This window comes from Brevibacterium sp. HMSC22B09 (assembly GCF_001806795.1).
In the GTDB taxonomy this organism is placed as follows: Bacteria; Actinomycetota; Actinomycetes; order Actinomycetales; family Brevibacteriaceae; genus Brevibacterium; species Brevibacterium ravenspurgense.
In genome coordinates this window covers 65,549-81,236 of the sequence record NZ_KV786032.1, presented here as the reverse complement: position 1 = coordinate 81,236, position 15,688 = coordinate 65,549, and the positions used below count along the sequence as shown (strand labels likewise).

Here is a 15,688-nt window from a genome sequence, read left to right as displayed (position 1 = left end):
CGGGGCTGGAGAAATCTCCAGCCCCGCCTCGTTATGTGGTCGCCTGAGGATCAGTGCTTCGGCTGATCGTCATCCTTTCCGACGCGCTTGCGGCCCAGGGAGTAGTCGGCGTCCTTCTTCCGAAGACTGCCCTTCTTCCGTGCAGTGTGTGCGTCTTTGCCGGCCGAGGCGATGTCGTCGGGGGAGTAGGCTTCGGTCGGCTGGTCTTCAATCGGCGTTTCGGCACCGCGTGTTTCGGCACCGCGTGCGCTGGCTGAAGCTGCCGAAACCGGTGCGGCGGCCCGCGTCTGCTCTTCAGCCTGCGCGGTGGTCTGAGCGTGTGCCCTGCTGTCAGCCTTGGCTCCGGTCTTTGCCGCAGTGTGCGCCTTGTGCTGAGCTTCGCTCTGACGGTTGTAGTCGTCCTGGCGTTCGCGCAGTGCCTTCACGGCAGCGCGGGCCTTCTTGCGGCGGCCGTGGCCGATGAATGACAGGCCGATAAGCAGGCCGGAACCCAGCAGGATGACGAGGCCCGCGGTGATTCCCGCGTCCATCCAGAAGGTCTGCGGGAACAGGCGGATGAGCGAATCGTCAAGGTAGAACTCCCACGTGCCGGCCGAGAAGAACAGGCTGTGGAAACCGCGGAAGAACGTGTCCCAGCTGACCAGTGCTAGGACACCCAGAACGAGGATCGACACGAGTGTGAGGATTGCTCCGAAGCGGATGCCGATGCGCAGGCCCGGACCGTGTGCGCGGCTGAGGTAGAGGCCAGCGAGCACTGCGCCGATGAGTCCGATAATCGCCACCAGCATGAGGATCTGAATGAGGCCCTTGACGTCGGCCATGTGGGCGATTTCGGCGTCGTTGAACACGGCAACGCCGTTGCCGGCGACAACATCGGCCAGATACCGCTTGGAATCGGCGTTGTACAGGTAGTCGACGGTGTAGGACGCAAAGTGCAGACGGTCTGAGGCGTTGAAGCCGAATTCGTCGATGGGGAAGCCGGGACGGTGGAAGTACTCGAACTTCAGGAACAGTCCGGAGGCCACAGTGCGGACAGCGACTGCGAGCGTGATGAACGGAATAGCGAGGATGACCCACGCGGTTGCCAGAACATCGAGGAACGTGAACCTGCGGTACAGGCGCGTCTGGCTGAGCAGTTCGACCGGCGGCTGTTCGGTCTGAGCTGCACGACCGGCACCCCGGTCGCCCAGGTAGCGCCACTCTTCTTCCGACAGCGCGGCGGGCCTGCGCACACGCGACTCCTGCCGGCGCACCGACGGGTACGCCTCAAACTGTGCGGTGTCGTCGAGTTCGGAGGATCGACCGGCCGCCTTGGCACCGCGCTCACCGGCGCTGCGTGCGGCAGCGTCGTCCTGCGCGTGCTCAGCGGTTTTCATCCGCTTGGCCACGAGGTCGTCGGAGGTTTCTGGAGTGTTCGATTTTTCAGCCACAGAACCATGGTGCCAATTGTGGGCGGCAAGCGCTCGGATGACACGCGCAATCAGCGCCGACTGCGGGCCGGCGACCTCAGGACAGAAGGGCTGAAAGCAGCACAATTGTGGGGAAGGAGAGGATCGTTGTGACGAAAACGGCATCGCGCACCAGCGTTTCTGCCATGCGGTAGCGCATGGAGTACACGTAGACATTCTGCGCCGTCGGCAGGGCCGAGGTGACGACGATCGCCATGAGGTCGACCCCGGTGAATCCGAGCAGCGGACCGCCGATCACCCACGCAAGGAGCGGCTGGATCGCGAGTTTGACCACCGTGATGAGGGTCAGATCCGTACGTGTTCCGCGGGCCGGCACCGCCCAACCGTCCTTGAGGGATATGCCGAACGCCAGCAGGGTGAGCGGCACGGAGGTCGCGCCGATCATTGAGACGGGATCGTGGATGATCTGAGGAAGCCGCAGACCGGTGATGGCGAAGAACAGTCCGACGGCCGCACCGATGAGGATCGGGTTGCGGATCACCTGCGGCAGCGGGGTCCACCAGTGGGCGAGAGTACCGGCGTGCTTGGCTTGGTGAATGTCGAGAATCACCATGCCCAGGGGCGCGAGGATCACCAGCTGGAACAGCATGATCGGCGGTACGTACGAACTGGACTTCAGAACGTAGATCGCGATTGGAATGCCCAAGTTGCCGATGTTGACGTAGGACACCGCCCAGCCGCTCATCACCGCCCTGCCCAAGGACCGGTGTTTGAAATACGAGAACGTGAACAACGCGATGCCCACGAGTGATGCCGAACCTGCCGTGGCGAAGATGGCGGGGGAGAAGATCCGCTCGAGCGGGGCTTCTGCAATGAGGTCGTACAGCAGTGCCGGGGTCGACACGTAGAAGACGGTGGACGCCAGAACCCTCTGGCCCTGTGCACCGAGAACTCCGCTGCGCCCTAAGAGGAAGCCCACGAAGATGATGAAGCCGATGACGGCAAAGCCTTCGAGAGCGCCGAGCACAGAATGTCCTTTCTTCGATCAGTCGCCACTCTACGCCTGTCTCATCTTGTGCGCGCAGACGTCCCGAAACACGGACGGGTGGGCGAGGTGCCGGACTGACTGACGAGGTGCCGGGAGGGCTGCTCTTGGAAGTCGGGGGAGCGCTGACGCGCCCGCGGTCTCATCTTGTGGTGGGATCCGGCTACTGTTGTGGGGATATGTCTGACGCTTCGTCTTCACAGCCCTCATCCCGCCGGTCTTCGCGCCGCCGCGGGAAGCGTCGCCGTGCCCGCAGCAATTCTCCACAGCAGGCCGAACGCCTGCAGCGGCTGCGCCAAGCGCGCCTGCGGACCGACCTCCACATCGAATATCCCGACGAACTTCCCGTCAGCAGTCGCCGCGACGACATCGCGCAGGCCATAGAAGACAACCAGGTTGTCGTTGTGGCCGGCGAAACCGGTTCGGGCAAAACCACTCAGCTGCCGAAGATCCTGCTGGAATTGGGCTACGGCATCAACGGGCTGATCGGGCACACCCAGCCGCGGCGCATTGCCGCCCGTTCGGTGGCGGCCCGTCTGGCAGAAGAAACCCTCACGGAACTCGGTGAGGGAGTCGGCTATCAGGTGCGCTTCACCTCGGACGTCGTTGATGCGACCCGTGTGAAGGTCATGACCGACGGCATCCTCCTGGCCGAACTGCAGCACGACAAGCGGCTGGAGGCCTATGACGCGATCATCATCGACGAAGCCCACGAACGCAGCCTCAACATTGACTTCCTGCTGGGCTATCTGGCCCGGCTCTTGCCGAAACGGCCCGACCTCAAGGTGATCATCACCTCGGCGACCATCGACCCGGAGTCCTTTGCCGAGCACTTCGGAGATGCACCGATCGTGTCGGTATCCGGGCGCACCTACCCGGTGGAGATCCGGTATCGGCCAGTTGACGAAGACTTCGCAGAAGACCCCGACGGACTCCTCAAAGAAGAGCAGCCCGAGCCGCGCGCGGCGGTCCCGCACGTCCCGGATGCCGATGCGCTCATGTCCGGCCTGCTGCGAGCCGTTGACGAACTCGACCGCGAAGCCCCCGGCGACATCCTCGTGTTCCTATCCGGTGAGGCAGAAATCCGCGACGCGCAGGCAGAACTCGAAGGCCACATGCGCACCAAGCGGCGCAACTGGGAAATCGTCCCCCTCTACGGTCGACTGTCAGCAGGGGAGCAGCAGCGCGTCTTCGCATCCCACTCCACCCCGCGGATTGTTCTGGCAACCAACGTCGCCGAAACCTCACTGACCGTCCCGGGCATCAAATACGTCATCGACGGCGGCACGGCGCGCATCTCGCGCTACTCCACGCGCACAAAAGTGCAGCGCCTGCCGATCGAGCCGATCTCTCAGGCGTCTGCCCGGCAGCGCTCCGGCCGGTCCGGCCGCACCAGCAACGGCATCGCCATCCGGCTGTACTCGGAAGGCGAATTCGACGCCCGGCCCGAATACACCGACCCGGAGATCCTGCGCACAAACCTCGCCAGCGTGCTGCTCATGATGGCGCAGCTGGGCTTTGTGCGCACAGAAAAGGACATCCTCGACTTCCCGTTCCTCACCCCACCGGAACCCCGGGCGGTCAAGAACGGCAAGAACGCACTCGTCGAACTCGGTGCGCTACGCGAATCCGGCGGCACCCTCACGCTGACAAAACTGGGCCGGACACTGGCGACACTGCCGCTGGACCCCAGGCTGGCGCGCATGGTGCTGGCCGGGATCGAGGCGGGGGTCGGCCCGGAAACCGCCGTCATCGTCGCCTTCCTGTCCGGTCAGGACCCGCGTGAACGCCCCACGGAACAGCGGCAGGAAGCCGATGAAAAACACAAGCGCTTCCACCATCCGTCATCTGACTTCCTGTCCGTGCTGCGCCTGTGGAACTACGTGCAGCGCAGATCGGATGAGCTCTCAACCTCGAAGTTCAAAAAGCTGTGCAAGTCCGAGTTCATCCACTTTGTGCGGGTGCGCGAATGGCAGGACCTCGTCCAGCAGATCCGCCAGATGCTCGGCAACATCGGCAAGCACATCGACCGGCCCGGAAGCGACCTCGGCACTCGACCGTCTGAGGCGGTGCAGGCAGATGAAAGCCGCGGCAGGCGAAAGGGACGCCGCACGAACAAGCGCGGACCCTACACGGCAACCGAACAGGCCGTGCACTCAAGCCTGCTCACCGGCATGCTCGACACAATCGGTGCGCGCACCGTCGAAGGCAAGGACTACATCGGCGCTCGCGGCACCAAGTTCAGGATCTTCCCCGGATCAGGCGTCTTCGGTGCCAACCCCGACTTCGTCATGGCCGCCGAACTCGTTGAAACCTCCCGCCTGTGGGCGCGCACGGTCGCAGCAATCGAACCCGAGTGGGTAGTGCGGGCCGCCGGCGAGCTCATCACCCACAGCTACTCAGACCCCCACTGGTCATCCCGTTCAGCAGCCGCCCTCGCCTACGACAGGATGAGCCTCAACGGGGTCCCGCTGATCTCAGACGCGCGCATCAACTACGGCAAGATCGACCGGGAAGCCGCGCGTGACCTCTTCATCCGCCACGCACTCATCGAAGGCGACTGGAACGAAAAACACGCCTTCGCCACCCACAACGCCCAGGCTTTGGAAAAAGCCGAGGCACTCGCCAGCCGCCTGCGCGACCGCCGACTGCTGGCCGAAGACGACGTGCTGTTCGAGTTCTACGACGAACGCCTGCCGGAGAACATCGTGTCCGCCGGGCACTTCAACGGCTGGTGGAAACGCAAGCGGGCGGAAGAACCCGACTTCCTCAACATCGACCCCAACAGCCTGCTGGCCGCTGACGGAACCGACCTCGAAAGTGCTGCGGACGACTACCCGCTGCAGGTGCAGCTGGCCGACGGCAGCAGCGTGCGCCTCAGCTACGCCTATGAACCCGGATCCCGCCGCGACGGCGTGACCGTTTTCCTCAGCCCCGAACAGCTGCGAAGCGTCGACGCCGACGACTTTTCGTGGCAAGTGCCGGGACTGCGCCTGGAATACATCACCGCACTCATCCGCTCCCTGCCGAAGGCGAAAAGAACCTACTTCGTCCCGGCTCCCGACGTCGCAGCCGAAATCCTCGCGGTTGTCACGGGTTCGGAAGACGACAGCCGACTGCTGAACCGGCCTGCCGGCCACGCCCTCGAAGTGCTGGCAGCAGAACTCACGGCCCGCGCCGGCGGAGGCGGACTCATGGACCGCGTGCCCATCACCATCACATCCGACGATTTCGAGCTTGTGCGGCTGCCAAGCCACCTGCGGATGAGCTTCGTCATCCGGCGCGGCAGAAAAACACTCGCCAGCGGAGAGAACCTCGCAGAACTTCAGCAGCGCGCCAAAAACCTTGACGCGGCAACCGACAGACAGCCCGCACCCGCACCCACCACTCCTGCCCGCACGACCAAGGCGAAGACGCAGACCGCGGTGCCGGCACCTCGTCAGGGGATCTGCGGCTGGGACTTCGGCGCCTTCCCGCAGCCAGTCGAGGCGGACGGCCGCCGATTCTTCCCAGCACTCGTCGACGAGGGAACCTCGGTGACCCTGCGCTACTCAGCAGACGAAACCTGGTCGCACCAGGCAACAATCCTGGGAGTCACACGGCTGCTGAGCTTCGGACAGAAAGAAGCCGCCCGCTACTGCCAAGACGCGCTGAACAACACGGCAAAGCTCGTACTAGGAGCCCGCCGCACAAAGGACTCCGACCCGCTGGAAGACGCCGTCTTCACCGCGGTCGGCAGGATCGTGCGCACCGCACAGTGCCTGAACCACACTGACGACCACGGACTGCCCGGCGGCGGCGACCACCCGCGGACAGAAGAGGAATACAAAGCGCTTCAGCGCGAAGTGGCCAGCCGCATCACCGGTGAACTCGACAGGGTCTACCAGGCGCTGACCCGCACCTACACGCTCGCGGCGGATGTCGAACGGACCATCAAGAACACCCGCTCACTGACAGTGCTCGCCTCGATAACCGACGAACAGGCCCACCTGGCGGCCCTCCTGCAGCCGGGCTTCCTGACAACAGTCGCACCCGACTACGTGCTGCGCATGCCGGCCTACCTCGAAGCTGCAGCGAACCGTCTGGACAAACTCGGCACACAGGCCAGCCGTGACCGCCAGTTCATGGACCGCATCCAGCAGGTGCGCACCCAGATCGACGACAAGCTCGGCCGGGTGCTTGGCAGTGCGGCCCGGGACGACGCTGAGCGCTACAGCGCCGTTCTGCCCGCCGAATGGCAAAAAGTCCTCTGGGACGTCGAAGAGCTGCGCGTATCACTGTGGGCACCCCACGTCGGCACGGCACACACCGTGTCCGAACAAAGGATTGCCAAAGCGCTCGCCAAACTGTAGGGCCTCCCGGGTGAGAACAGCGGCCCCGCACGGGGCAGTGGGAGTTAAGCGGCGCCTCGTGAATCAGATGTAGAACAAGATCCAGGACGCCGGGAAGAGAGCCGCCGTACAGACCGCCGCAATCGCCCAGCGGATGCGCTTCTTGGCCGTCTTGCGGGTCAGTGCGACCCAGTAGACGATGATCGTGGCCGCCGTCATCAGCCAGCCGGCGGAAGCCAAAAACCACATGCCCAACAGCTGGCTGTTCGGCACGCCCAGCTGCTGCATGGGCTGCATGAAGTGCGCGGCCATGAGCGACATCGCGATGCCCAGTAAGCACAGCGCCAAAGACACAATGGCCGAGGCAATGAACACCCACAGCACCCGCCGGTCGCGGCTGACCGGGCGGGCCACCACCGAATATTCGGCGCCCTCGGTGCGCTGTCTGCTGGTTCTGTTCCTCTTGGCCACGGAACCATCCTACGGAACCAAGCACGAGGTGCCGCCCACCTTCCGCCTGAGAGCTCAGCAGGCTGTCCTAGACTGGCCGGGTGACTCCCACCCCGCAGACCATCCGTGACGAAGCCGCCAGACGGCGCACATTCGCCGTCATCGCCCACCCCGACGCCGGTAAATCAACGCTGACCGAAGCGCTTGCCCTACACGCGCGCGCCATCGGCCAGGCCGGCGCAACCCACGGCAAAGCCGGCCGCCGCGCCACCGTGTCCGACTGGATGCAGATGGAACAGGACCGCGGCATTTCGATTTCTTCAGCCGCTCTGCAGTTCGAATACCGCGACTGCGTGGTCAACCTCATCGACACCCCCGGTCACGCCGACTTCTCAGAAGACACCTACCGCGTGCTGTCGTCCGTCGACTGCGCCATCATGCTCGTCGATGCGGCCAAGGGCATGGAAGAGCAGACCATGAAGCTGTTCGAAGTCTGCTCCCACCGCAACATCCCGATCATGACGGTCATCAACAAGTGGGACCGCCCCGGTCTGGAATCGTTGGAGCTCATGGACGAAATCCAGCAGAAGACCGGCATGCTGCCCACACCGCTGACGTGGCCCGTGGGTGACTCCGGTGACTTCCGCGGCGTGCTTGACCGTGAAACGGGGGAGTACACCAAGTTCACCCGCACCGACGGCGGCGCCACCATCGCCGGTGCTGAAACCATGGGCCCCGCACGCGCCGAAGAAGTCGAAGGCGACGTGTGGACCACCGCCGTCGAAGAATCCGAACTGCTGGAACTGGAAGAGCAGAACTTCGACTACGACGAATTCCGGGCAGGCAAACACACCCCGGTCATGTTCGCTTCCGCCGTTCTCAACTTCGGTGTGGCCAAGATCCTCGACACGCTCATCGACCGTGCCCCGGCGGCAGAACCTCGCCTGGACCGCGACGGCGAACCTCGACCCGTCGATGCGCCGTTCTCCGGATTCGTATTCAAAGTGCAGGCCGGAATGGACCGCAATCACCGCGACCTTTTGGCCTACATTCGCGTGTGCTCCGGAGTTTTCGAACGCGGTATGGTCGTCACCCACGCCGAAACGAAAAAGCCGTTTGCCACCAAACACGCTCAGCACGTCTTCGGCCGTGACCGCGACTCCGTTGAGACCGCTTTCCCCGGAGACGTCGTCGGTTTGGTCAACGCCTCAGCCCTGCGCGTGGGCGACAGCCTCTACGTTGATGAAGCCGTGCAGTTCCCGCCAATCCCGTCATTCAGCCCCGAACACTTCATGGTCATCCGCGCAAAAGACCCGTCGAAGTACAAACAGTTCCGCCGCGGCATCGACCAGCTGGACCACGAAGGCGTCATCCAGGTGCTGCGCTCCGACCTGCGCGGCGATCAGGCCCCCGTGCTCGGAGCCGTCGGCCCAATTCAGTTCGAAGTGGTCGAAGACCGCATGGTCAACGAATTCAACTCACCGTGCCGCCTGGAGTCCCTGCCCTACACGCTGGCCCGCCGCACAGTGAAGGACGACATCCCCAAACTGGCGAAAGAGCGCAGCGTCGAAGTGCTCGAACGCTCCGACGGCACACTGTTGGCTCTCTTCTCCGACCGGTGGCGCCTGGGCGGTGTGGAGCGGGAAAACCCCGGCATCACACTTGAGCCGCTGGTGGTCACCTGACCGACTGCGAGCACCTCGCGGCGGGGGTTTAGAATAAAAAGCCGGGCAGACTCTGGTCCTGACTGCGTCGCTGCTCAGGACCCTGCCCGCAGTCATGTCTGCAATAAGGAGCTAGGACAAGTGGGAAACACGTCGATCCGCGTCGCCATCGCGGGCCTGGGAAACTGCGCAACGTCACTCATCGAAGGCGTTGAATACTACAAGGACGCAGATCCCGAATCGAAGGTTCCGGGACTCATGCACGTGCAGTTCGGCGACTACCACATCAGCGACATCGAATTCGTCGCAGCGTTCGATGTCGACGCTGACAAGGTCGGCAAGGACATTTCCGAAGCCGCTTACTCCAGCGAGAACCACACCATCAAAATCACTGACATCCCGCACACCGGGGTGGAAGTGCAGCGCGGCCCAACGCTTGACGGCCTCGGCAAGTACTATCGCGAAACCATCACCGAATCCGACGTCGAACCGGTTGACGTTGCGCAGGCTCTGCGCGACGCGAAGGTCGACGTTCTGGTGTGCTACCTGCCGGTTGGCTCGCAGAAGGCCGTCGAATACTACGCGCAGGCCGCAATCGATGCGAAGGTCGCGTTCGTCAACGCCCTGCCGGTGTTCATCGCAGGCACTAAGGAATGGGACGACAAGTTCAAGGAAGCCGGCGTGCCGATTGTCGGCGACGACATCAAGAGCCAGATCGGTGCGACCATCACCCACCGCGTCATGGCCCGCCTGTTCGAAGAGCGCGGCGTGATCCTCGACCGCACCTACCAGCTCAACGTCGGCGGCAACATGGACTTCAAAAACATGCTCGAACGTGAGCGCCTGGAGTCCAAGAAGATCTCGAAGACCCAGGCGGTCACCTCGAACACCTCGGCAGAACTGTCCGACCGTGACGTGCACATCGGCCCCTCTGACTACGTGGGCTGGTTGGATGACCGCAAGTGGGCTTTTGTGCGCCTGGAGGGCCGCAACTTCGGCGACGCCCCGGTGTCCCTGGAATACAAGCTCGAAGTGTGGGACTCGCCGAACTCCGCCGGCGTCATCATCGACGCCGTGCGCGCAGCCAAGATCGGCCTGGATCGCGGCATCGGCGGTGCGCTCATCTCAGCATCGTCGTACTTCATGAAGTCCCCGCCGCACCAGCAGAACGACGAAGCCGCACACGCGGCCGTAGAAGCCTTCATTGCCGGCGAAGCCGACAACTGACCTGCCACAACACACAGAACACTCTGAGGAGAGATCTCCAATGCACGTCATCGTAGTCGGAGCCGGATTCGTCGGGCTTTCCAGCGCACTCCACCTGGCCGCGGACGGCCACGAGGTGACCGTCCTGGAGCGCACCGGTGTTGCCGCCGGATCCAGCTGGGGCAACGCGGGATTCATTGTTCCCCCGATGACGAAGCCGCTCGCCGCTCCCGGCGCGTGGGTCAACGGCTTCGACATGATGCTCAACAAGGACGCTCCGCTGTCCATGCCGCAGCCGTTCTCACCGCGCCTGGCGCTGTTCCTGGCGAAGTTCGCATCCCAGATGACGAAGAAGCGCTACGCCGCGTCCGTGCGCGCCGAAGCACCTGCTCTCAAAGATGCTTTCGCGGCTTTCGGCCGGATGGAAGAGCTCGGCGTCAAGGCATCGCTGACACGGGCCACCTTCACGATGGGCTTTGAATCCGCCGAAGGTCTCGAGGGTCTGAAAACCGGCATGGCCGAAAGCAACTCGGTGGGCCTGGAAGGCAACGTCGACGTCGTATCGCCTGAGGTTCTGCCGTTCTTCTCAGACAAGATCACGCACGCCGCTCAGGTGCGCGACCAGGCCTACATCGACCCGCCGGCCTACATGGAGGCTCTCGCTGAGGCCTGCCGTACGGCCGGCGTGAACATCATCGAAGACGCCGACGTCGTGTCCGGCTATGAGGGTGACTCCGGTGTCGGGCTCGTTGATCGCAAGGGGCGCTCCTATGGTGGTGACGCGGTTGTCGTCGCTGCCGGCGTGTGGTCGGACGACCTGCTGGAAACCCTCCACGGCAAGAAGGCCCGCATCGGCATGGCCGCCGGCCGCGGCTACTCGTTCACGGCCTCGGTTGACCCCGAGTTCCTGCCGACCGAACCGGTGCGCTTCCCCTCGGTCAGCGTTGTTGTCACGCCCTACCGCGGCAAAGTCCGCGTGGGCGGAACCATGGAGTTCCTGCCGGCAGACGCCCCCATGAACCCAGCGCGCATCGACTCGATCAAAAAAGCCCTGCGCCCGCTGGTTCGCGGCATCGACCTGGAGAACACCACGGATCACTGGATGGGTCCCCGTCCGGTCAGCCCCGACGGCAGCGAGCGCGTCGAAGCTGTATCTCAGCGCACCTTCGTCGCTTCTGGCCACGGCATGTGGGGCATCACGCTCGGCCCGCGGGCCGGCGAAATCATTGCGAAGCTCGTCACAGAGCGACTGGGTCGCTGACGCACTAGAATTCACAGGGGAGAGCGTCCCCTCGCGTTCCTATAGTCAAGGAGGAGACTATGACGCACATTGCAGTAGTCGGGGCCGGAATGGTCGGCCTGGCAAGTGCACTCAACCTGGCTGACGCCGGATACGACGTCACCGTACTCGACCGCAAGGGTGTTGCCGCCGGCGCAAGCTGGGGCAACGCCGGCTTCATCTGCCCGTCGATGACCTTCCCACTGTCGGCACCGGGCGAATGGAAGAACGGCTTTGACGCCGTCACCAACAGGGATGCCCCGCTGGCCCTGCCGCAGCCGTTCAACCCGAAGCTGTGGAAGTTCCTCACGACCTTCACGCTGCAGATGACCGAAAAGAAGTTCAAGCGCGCAGTTGACGAACTCGCACCGGACCTCAAGGACTCCATCGCATCGTTCGAACGTCTCAAGGACTTCGGCGTCGAAGGCAAGTTCAACCACTCCGACTTCACCGTCGGCCTGGGTTCGGAAGCCGAACTCCACCACTTCATCGAAGAGACCGGCATCAACCGCGACGCCGGTGTGCCCTCTGTTGTGGAAACCTTCGACCCCCGCGAAAAGCCGTACTTCACGGACCTCGTCACCCACGGTGCAATCGTGAAGGACCAGGCCTACATCGACCCGCCGGCATTCGTCCAGTCGATCGCAGATGCCGCCCAGAAGCTGGGCGTGAAGATCGTGACCGACGCCGAGATCGTCACCGGCCACGTCGGTGCTGACGCCGTCGGCCTGGTCGACGCCCAGGGACGCAGCTACAGCTTCGATGGTGTTGTCATCGCCGCGGGCGCTTGGTCGGACGAACTGCTGCGCAAGCTGCACGGCAAGTCCGCCACCATCGGCATGGCCGCCGGCCGCGGATACTCGTTCACCGCTCAGGTCGACCCCGAGTACCTGCCGACCACCCCCGTGTACCTGCCCACCACGCGCGTTGTGTTCACTCCGTACCGCGGTGGCGTGCGTGTGGGCGGAACCATGGAGTTCCTCGACCCGGATGCTCCGCTGCGTCCCGAGCGCATCGAATCTATGAAGCGCGTGGCCAGCAAGTACATGAAGGGCATCGACCTGGAAAACACCACCGACCACTGGGTTGGTCCTCGCCCGGTCAGCCCCACCGGTCCGCCGAAGATCGAAGCCCTCTCGCCGCGCAGCTTCGTCGCTGCAGGCCACGGCATGTGGGGTATCGCCCACGGGCCGCGTGCCGGTGAGCAGATCGCACAGATCGTCAAGCGCACCCTCAAGTGATGCTTTCCTGAGTGCCGCCGCAGAATCCTCCCGCAGGGGAATTCTGCGGCGGCACTTTGCTGTTGAAACAGCAAAGACAGTAAACTCCCGTGCAACGGAAGCGATCAGAAAGAGTCTCATGGCAAACCCGCTGATGAACAGGGCCCTGAACGAAGGCGTGAAAGACCGCCAGACCCCTTCGGCCGATCACCTCAACTCCATGTACATGGCCCCGTCGGCAGAGAACCGCAACGCCGGTCCCGGCCAGCCAGACCAGCCGCAGGCTCCAGCCGCCGAACGTCCCATGCAGTACAACGACGTCTTCATGAAGTCGCTGGCCTGCTTCGGTGTTCTTCTCGTTGGCGCAATCGTCGGCTGGGTGATGCCCGCCTTGGCGCTGCCAGCCGTGCTTATCGGCCTGGTTCTGGGTCTGATCAACTCGTTCAAGCGCGAACCCGTCCCGTTCCTCATCCTGGCCTACGCCGCTGTTGAGGGCGTTTTCCTCGGCGGCATTTCGAAGATCTTCGAAACCTCATACGACGGCATTGTCATGCAGGCGGTGCTGGCAACACTCAGCGTCTTCGCCGTGATGTTCGCGCTGTTCAAGTTCAAGGTCATCCGCTTCGGTGCCAAGGGCATGAAGTTCCTCATGCTGGCCGTCGGCGGCTACGCGGTGTTCTCGCTCATCAACTTCTTCTACGTGCTGTTCACCGGCAACGGCGGTGCGCGCAACGTGCAGATTGAACTGTTCGGCATGACCTTCCCGCTGGGCGTCATCATCGGAATTGTCGCCGTGGTGCTGGCATCGCTGACCCTGATCACTGACTTCCAGGCAATCGAAGCCGGCGTCGACAACAAGATCCCGGAGCGCTACTCCTGGACCATGGCGTTTTCCCTCATGGTGTCGCTCATCTGGCTGTACGTCGAAATCCTGCGCCTGCTGTCCTACTTCCGACAGGACTGACATGAGTGACGTGTTCGCTGCCGGACCGGTGGGCGAACAGCACCGACAGAAAGCGGCGGACCTCGAAACTGAGGTCCGCCGTCTTCGTGTCCGGCTGGTTTCGCTTACGGTCGACGCCTGGTCTCAGGTTCCCGATGGACAGCAGCTGAACCGTCGGCAGCTGGTGGCTGCCGCTGTTCGGCAGCTGTGTGATCTGACAGGCCCACCGGAGGGCGCACCAGAGATCTGGAGGGCTGACGAGGCGCAGCTTCCGTTCCGCTTGTTCGCTCTGTTGGAAGCGGCACAGCCGCGCAGGGGAGCCGGCGAGGAGCACACGGCAGCGGCACTTGCCCTTGCCGGAAACCTCAGGCGCAGTCTGTGAGGAGCTGTTGCGGCACCTCGTCCGTTTCTGTGCGGTACTGGAGCCGGACGGCTCCAGTACCCGTGGACATCAGGTAAGCGCGCGCTTGAGGGTATCGAGACCGACCGAGCCGATGGCCAGGGCCTTGGTGTGGAAATCCTTGAGAGTGAAGTTCGGGTCGCTGGCCTTCGCCGCGTCGCGGGTCTGCTCCCACAGGCGCTGGCCGATCTTGTAGGACGGGGCCTGGCCCGGCCAGCCCAGGTAGCGGTCGAGTTCGAACGCGAGGAAGCTGCGGTCCATGGCCGCGTTGTCGGTGAGGAACGTCCAGGCCTTGTCTGCATCCCACGTGCCTCCGCCGATTGATTCGGGAGCAGGCAGACCCAGGTGCACGCCGATGTCGAGGCACACACGGGCTGCCCTCAGCCGCTGGGAGTCGAGCATGCCCATGTAGTCGCCCAAATCGTCCAGGAAGCCGAGTTCGGCCATGAGCGCCTCGGAATAGAGGGCCCATCCTTCGCCGTGACCAGACACCCAGCACAGGTGACGACGCCACGTGTTGAGGCTGTCGGCCATGTGGGTCGCACCGCCCACCTGCAGGTGATGTCCGGGAACGCCCTCGTGGTAGACGGTTGTGAGCTCCTGCCACGTGTTGAATGTTTCAACACCGGCCGGCACCGACCACCACATGCGGCCCGGGCGTGAAAAGTCATCAGTTGGGCCGGTGTAGTAGATGCCGCCTGTGCCGTCGGGCAGCACCATGCATTCGATCGTCTTGACCGGTTCGGGAATGTCGAAGTGCACGCCCGCAAGTTCCTCAATGGCCCGGTCGGCCTTGTCCTGCATCCAGGCACGCAGAGCATCCAGACCGTGCACCTGGCGCTGCGGATCGGCATTGAGCTTGTCGAAGCATTCGGAGACGGTGGAACCGGGGTAGAGCTCGTTTGCCACGCGGCGCTGTTCGGCGTCGATCGCGGCCAGCTGTTCGAGGCCCCAGGCGTAGGTTTCGTCGAGGTCGACCTCGGCTCCCAGGAACTGGCGAGAGAACAGGGCGTAGTCATTGCGTCCGCAGGCGTCGGTTTCGGTGGCCAGGGGAGCGATGATGTCGCCGAGGAAGTCAGCGAGCGACTCATAGGCTTCCCGCGCGCCGTCAGCGGCTGTGCGGACCTCTGCTGACAGGGCTTCAGAGGCGGTGTCGGCTGCCTGCTGGGCGAAGCGGTCGAAGCTGCCGTCGGCTTTCGCATGGTCGCGGCACTGTTCGATGACGCGCTTGACCTGCCGCAGCGCAGGCGGCCGGCCGTCGTGAGCGGCCTGGCTCAGTGCGTGTCGGTACTCGGTGAGTGCCCTGGGCACCTGCGATAGGCGGACGGCGTTGTCCTTCCAGTCGTCTTCCGTGTCAGTGGGCACGAGGTCGAAGAGCATCTGCACATCCTGCGGAGCCGATGCAATGACGTTGAGTTCACCGGACGTCAGACCGGCGGCGTGCAGTTCGCGCTCACAGCCCAGGCGCTCCCGCATGGCATCGAGCGTGACGGCGTCGACCTCGTCGAGGTTCTGCGCTTCTTGTTCTGCTTTGTCGAGTTTGCGCAGCGTGCGGGCGTTGAGCTCATCGAGCTGGTCTGCGGCTTCGCGGCTCTGGGAATCCAGGCGCGTGCGGTCTCCGTCAAGGCCAGCGGTGACAGACAGGGTGGGGAACAGGTCAACGAGGGAGCGGGCGTAGTCTTCGGCGACTTCATCGACTGCCGAAGGGGTTCGCGATAGTTCAGTCATGGTCCCACTGTAA

The 15,688-nt window shown here is 63.8% G+C and carries 11 protein-coding genes; 7 read left to right on the top strand and 4 right to left on the bottom strand.

Annotation, left to right across the window (positions count from 1 at the left end; translation table 11 throughout):
- Window positions 1-50 precede the first annotated feature (50 nt).
- Window positions 51-1,430: a TIGR01906 family membrane protein gene (locus HMPREF3087_RS10035; protein WP_070429011.1), complete on the bottom strand. Its 1,380-nt coding sequence runs from the start codon at window positions 1,428-1,430 to the stop codon at window positions 51-53.
- 76 nt (window positions 1,431-1,506) lie between these two features.
- Complete coding sequence (locus HMPREF3087_RS10030; RefSeq protein ID WP_070429010.1) at window positions 1,507-2,436, bottom strand: AEC family transporter; 930 nt, start codon at window positions 2,434-2,436, stop codon at window positions 1,507-1,509.
- A gap of 197 nt (window positions 2,437-2,633) precedes the next feature.
- Here HMPREF3087_RS10030 and hrpA point away from each other — a divergent pair, with 197 nt between their 5' ends.
- On the top strand, window positions 2,634-6,806 hold the full coding sequence (gene hrpA, locus HMPREF3087_RS10025) for an ATP-dependent RNA helicase HrpA (protein WP_070429009.1): 4,173 nt from the start codon (window positions 2,634-2,636) through the stop codon (window positions 6,804-6,806).
- Window positions 6,807-6,869: 63 nt separating this feature from the next.
- On the opposite strand, the gene HMPREF3087_RS10020 is transcribed toward hrpA, so the two are convergent.
- Window positions 6,870-7,256: a hypothetical protein gene (locus tag HMPREF3087_RS10020; RefSeq protein ID WP_070429008.1), complete on the bottom strand. Its 387-nt coding sequence runs from the start codon at window positions 7,254-7,256 to the stop codon at window positions 6,870-6,872.
- 80 nt (window positions 7,257-7,336) lie between these two features.
- Here HMPREF3087_RS10020 and HMPREF3087_RS10015 point away from each other — a divergent pair, with 80 nt between their 5' ends.
- The 6 genes from HMPREF3087_RS10015 to HMPREF3087_RS09990 all read left to right on the top strand — a co-directional run bounded on the left by HMPREF3087_RS10015 (window position 7,337) and on the right by HMPREF3087_RS09990 (window position 13,929).
- Entirely contained in the window at window positions 7,337-8,920 is a 1,584-nt protein-coding gene (locus HMPREF3087_RS10015; RefSeq protein WP_070429007.1) for a peptide chain release factor 3, read from the top strand.
- 120 nt (window positions 8,921-9,040) lie between these two features.
- Window positions 9,041-10,126, top strand: a complete 1,086-nt coding sequence (locus HMPREF3087_RS10010; RefSeq protein WP_070429006.1) for an inositol-3-phosphate synthase — start codon at window positions 9,041-9,043, stop codon at window positions 10,124-10,126.
- Between the two features lie 40 nt (window positions 10,127-10,166).
- Complete coding sequence (locus HMPREF3087_RS10005) at window positions 10,167-11,366, top strand: NAD(P)/FAD-dependent oxidoreductase (protein ID WP_070429005.1); 1,200 nt, start codon at window positions 10,167-10,169, stop codon at window positions 11,364-11,366.
- Window positions 11,367-11,425: 59 nt separating this feature from the next.
- On the top strand, window positions 11,426-12,625 hold the full coding sequence (locus HMPREF3087_RS10000) for an NAD(P)/FAD-dependent oxidoreductase (protein WP_062019684.1): 1,200 nt from the start codon (window positions 11,426-11,428) through the stop codon (window positions 12,623-12,625).
- A gap of 118 nt (window positions 12,626-12,743) precedes the next feature.
- The gene (locus tag HMPREF3087_RS09995) at window positions 12,744-13,568 is read left to right on the top strand and encodes a Bax inhibitor-1/YccA family protein (protein WP_070429004.1); all 825 of its coding nucleotides are present in this window, start codon (window positions 12,744-12,746) and stop codon (window positions 13,566-13,568) included.
- 1 nt (window position 13,569) lies between these two features.
- Entirely contained in the window at window positions 13,570-13,929 is a 360-nt protein-coding gene (locus tag HMPREF3087_RS09990; RefSeq protein ID WP_070429003.1) for a hypothetical protein, read from the top strand.
- A 69-nt stretch (window positions 13,930-13,998) separates the two neighbouring features.
- Here the strand turns inward: HMPREF3087_RS09990 and HMPREF3087_RS09985 are convergent, their stop codons facing one another.
- Window positions 13,999-15,675, bottom strand: coding sequence for a DUF885 domain-containing protein (locus tag HMPREF3087_RS09985; protein ID WP_070429030.1), 1,677 nt, complete (start codon window positions 15,673-15,675; stop codon window positions 13,999-14,001).
- Window positions 15,676-15,688 lie beyond the last annotated feature (13 nt).

What these genes read in the sequence shown, in the direction of transcription:
- hrpA (WP_070429009.1), top strand. Translation starts at nt 2,634, where the DNA reads ATGTCTGACGCTTCGTCTTCACAGCCCTCATCCCGCCGGTCTTCGCGC.
- HMPREF3087_RS10005 (WP_070429005.1), top strand. Translation starts at nt 10,167, where the DNA reads ATGCACGTCATCGTAGTCGGAGCCGGATTCGTCGGGCTTTCCAGCGCA.
- HMPREF3087_RS10000 (WP_062019684.1), top strand. Translation starts at nt 11,426, where the DNA reads ATGACGCACATTGCAGTAGTCGGGGCCGGAATGGTCGGCCTGGCAAGT.
- HMPREF3087_RS09995 (WP_070429004.1), top strand. Translation starts at nt 12,744, where the DNA reads ATGGCAAACCCGCTGATGAACAGGGCCCTGAACGAAGGCGTGAAAGAC.
- HMPREF3087_RS09990 (WP_070429003.1), top strand. Translation starts at nt 13,570, where the DNA reads ATGAGTGACGTGTTCGCTGCCGGACCGGTGGGCGAACAGCACCGACAG.
- HMPREF3087_RS09985 (WP_070429030.1), bottom strand. Translation starts at nt 15,675, where the DNA reads ATGACTGAACTATCGCGAACCCCTTCGGCAGTCGATGAAGTCGCCGAA.